This is a genomic window from Brevundimonas denitrificans (assembly GCF_030160755.1).
Classification (GTDB): Bacteria; Pseudomonadota; Alphaproteobacteria; order Caulobacterales; family Caulobacteraceae; genus Brevundimonas; species Brevundimonas denitrificans.
The window spans coordinates 1-3,161 of sequence record NZ_BSOY01000124.1; the positions used below are offsets into that span (position 1 = coordinate 1).

Annotated in this window: 3 protein-coding genes and 1 pseudogene; all 4 read right to left on the minus strand. The window is 69.9% G+C overall.

Annotation, left to right across the window (positions count from 1 at the left end; translation table 11 throughout):
* Nucleotides 1-483, minus strand: a pseudogene (locus tag QQJ79_RS15105) (tol-pal system protein); the annotation flags it as partial.
* A gap of 80 nt (nt 484-563) precedes the next feature.
* On the minus strand, nt 564-1,118 hold the full coding sequence (gene pal, locus QQJ79_RS15110) for a peptidoglycan-associated lipoprotein Pal (protein ID WP_284223755.1): 555 nt from the start codon (nt 1,116-1,118) through the stop codon (nt 564-566).
* Nucleotides 1,119-1,242: 124 nt separating this feature from the next.
* Nucleotides 1,243-2,613 (minus strand): Tol-Pal system beta propeller repeat protein TolB, encoded by a 1,371-nt coding sequence (tolB, locus tag QQJ79_RS15115; RefSeq protein ID WP_284223753.1) that lies wholly within the window; start codon nt 2,611-2,613, stop codon nt 1,243-1,245.
* A gap of 127 nt (nt 2,614-2,740) precedes the next feature.
* Nucleotides 2,741-3,161, minus strand: a 421-nt coding sequence (locus tag QQJ79_RS15120) for a hypothetical protein (protein ID WP_284223754.1), incomplete at its 5' end; no start/stop codon positions are given.

A 3,161-nucleotide genomic window follows, 5' to 3' on the forward strand; every position in this document is an offset into this window, starting at 1 on the left:
CGCGGCGTCGCCGGTGGGCGAGGTGGTCGGGATCGGCGCGTTCAACTCGGCCTCGCGCGCGGCCGCGGCCTCCATGGCGCGGATCCGGCCCTCGGCGTCCCGGACGCGGGCGCCCAGGGCGGTGTTGTCGCGCCCGGCCTCGTCCAGCTGGAAGGTCAGTCGTTCGAGGTCGCCGTTCACGCGCTGGACGGTGGCCTCCAGATCGGCGAGCCGGCGGTCCATCAGGCCCACCCGGCCCTGCAGGGCGATGACCTCGGGATCAGGCTCGATGATCACCGGCTGGCCGGCGGCGTTGCGCTGGGTCACCGCGCGCTCGAGGCGGCGGACGTTGCGGTCCAGCTGATCCAGCCGCCGCTTGTCCCACTGCACAGGCTCCAGCGGCGTGGTCTGGGCCACGACCGTGGTCGTGCCCGCGATCAGGACGACGCCCAGAACAGAGATGAGGGCGTTGCGCGAACGGAGGGCGGAGGGAAACTTCAGCATGGTCGTTGTCGTCCCACCGATTTGAGGCCGGTTCAAGGTCTCCTCCCCGATGCAATGCGACGGGGAGGAGACCTTGGTTCCTAGCGCGCGGCGCCCGAGACGATGGCGGTGTGGGCGTTGCGGTTGCGGGCCCAGGCCTCTTCGTTCGAACCCGCGGCGATCGGGCGTTCCTTGCCGTAGCTGATGGTGTCGATACGGCCGGCGGAGACGCCGCGCTCGACCAGATAGCTGCGGACCGATTCAGCGCGGCGCGCGCCGAGGGCCAGGTTGTATTCGCGGGTGCCGCGTTCGTCGGCATTGCCCTCGATCCGGACGGTGACCTGCGGATAGCGCTGCAGCCAGGCCACCTGGGCGTCCATGCGGGGATAGGCTTCCGGTCGGATCGCATAGCTGTCGAGGTCGAAATAGACGCGGTCGCCGACGTTGACGACGAAGTCCTGTTCCGAGCCCGGCGCGGCGGCGCCGATGGCGCCGCCCGAGACCGGACCGGCGCTGTTGTCGGTGTACTGGTCATTGCCGGCGGGCGGGACGGCGTTGCCTGCGCCGGTGTCGGCCGGCGTGCGCGGGGTGCAGGCGGCGATCGCGGTCACGGCCAGGCCGACGGCGGCCAGACGGACGAGGGTCGAGGGCTTCATCATCGGGTCGTCTCCTTGGGTGGAGGCCGAAGCCTCCAGCTTGGCTGTAAAGGGTTGCTACTGACGCGCCAGCGGTTTCGCCAGTCGCGATAACGCGGGTTTGAGCCGAAAGGCTCCCTTGTGATCAGGTGGGGCAGCCGTCCGGGCCGCCGCCGCCCAGGTTGGCGGGCTGTTCGTCGAGGAGGGGCGACCAGGCGGGGTCGGTGCCGCGGCCCGCATAGCCAGCCTGTGAGACCACGCGGCCCGACAGGTCCACGGTCCACAGCCGGGTGTCGCCGCCCGGCGACTGGCGCGCGAACATGATGTAGCGGCCGTTGGGCGCCCAGGACGGACCCTCCTCGAAATAGCTGGACGACAGGATGCGCTCACCCGAGCCGTCGGTGTTCATGACGCCTGTAGAGAATCGGCCGCCGCCCTGTTTGGTGAAGGCGATCAGGTCGCCGCGCGGGCTCCAGTTCGGGGCGGTGTAGATGCCGCCGCCGCGCGAGATGGGCCGCTGGCCCGTGCCGTCGGCCCGCATCGTATAGAGCCGGGCGCTGCCCGACCGGTCCGAGGTGAAGACGATCTGGCTGTTGTCCGGGCTGAAGGAGGGCGAGGTGTCGATGCCGGGGTCGGTGGTCAGCCGGCGCAGCTGGCGGCTGGACAGGTCCATCACATAGACGTCCGTGTTGCCGCCCCGGATGATCGAGAAGGCCATCTTCGAGCCGTCGTTCGAGAAGCGCGGGGCCAGCACCTGGCCGTCGAACTCGCCGAGGCTTTCGCGCCGGCCGGTCGACAGGTTGAACAGATAGATGCGGCTGTAGTCCCGCCCCAGCGCCACATAGGTGATCTCATTGGGGTCGTTCAGCGAGAAGCGCGGCGACATGATCACCTCGTCGCCCTGGGTCAGATAGACGGGGTTGAACCCGTCCTGATCCGAGATGGCCAGACGCGACAGGCGATTCAGCTGGGTGCCGCTCTCAGAGACGAAGACCACGCGGCTGTCGAACAGGCCGCTCTCGCCGGTCATGCGCTGATAGATCAGGTCGGCGATCTTGTGGCCGATGCGGCGCCACTGCTCGGGCGTGGCGGTGAACTGGTAGGAGGCCAGCTGGCACTGGCGATAGGGGTCGTACAGGCGGAAGCCGAAGTCGTTGCGGCCGTCGGGCCGGCGCGTCACCGCCCCATACAGGACCGCCTGGGCGCCGATCGAGGTCCACTGCGGGAAGTTGGGGGCGTTGGCCAGGGTCAGGCCGGTCTCGACGAAGCCGGCCGGATCGAGCGGCTCGAAATAGCCCGAGCGGCGCAGGTCGGCGCGGATCACGCCGCCGAGGTCGGCGCCGTTCTCGCCGTTGAAATTGACGACCGCGATCTGCATCGGCCGCAGCACGCCCTGATCGATCTCGACCTCGACCGGATCGGTCGACTGGGGGGGAACCGGAGGCGTCTGGGCGGTGGCCGCGCTCACCGTCATCGCCAGGACGGCGACACTGGCCAGAAGTCGGTTCAATCGCATCAGGGGCTCCCGCAAGTTTCAATCCCGCCGCTCCTTATCGCCAGAGCGTGCGCACAAGACCAGCATGGCCGTGATTGGGGCGACTTTCAGGCCCCGTCACGCTTTGTCAGGTTCCGCGGCGTGGCGGTCACCGCCCCCGACACGCCCGTTCGGTGACGAAGGTGGGCCTGAAGCGTCCGCCGGGGAAGCCGGTCGGAACGTCGAACGGCGCTGTCTGGCGGATCGCCCGGACCGCGCCGTCGGCCGCGGCGCGCCAGACCGGGTCAGAACGGGCGCCGATCAGGGTCGGGCCGGCCGTGATCCTTCCCTGCTCGTCGAGGGTCACATCCATCTGGATGCGCAGCGCGTCCGCTCCGGGGATGTCGCAGGGCAGAATCCAGTTCGGATAGACCTGGTTGAAGACCGCCGTAATCTGCGGCCCGGTCGCCTGGGGCGCTGAACCTGCGCCGGTCTGTCCCGTCGGCGGGCGCGGTCCGGGACGCGGGCCGGGGCGAGGCGGACCCGCCAGCGCGTCGAGGTCGAGGGTCGGTTCGCGCGGCGGCGTCGGG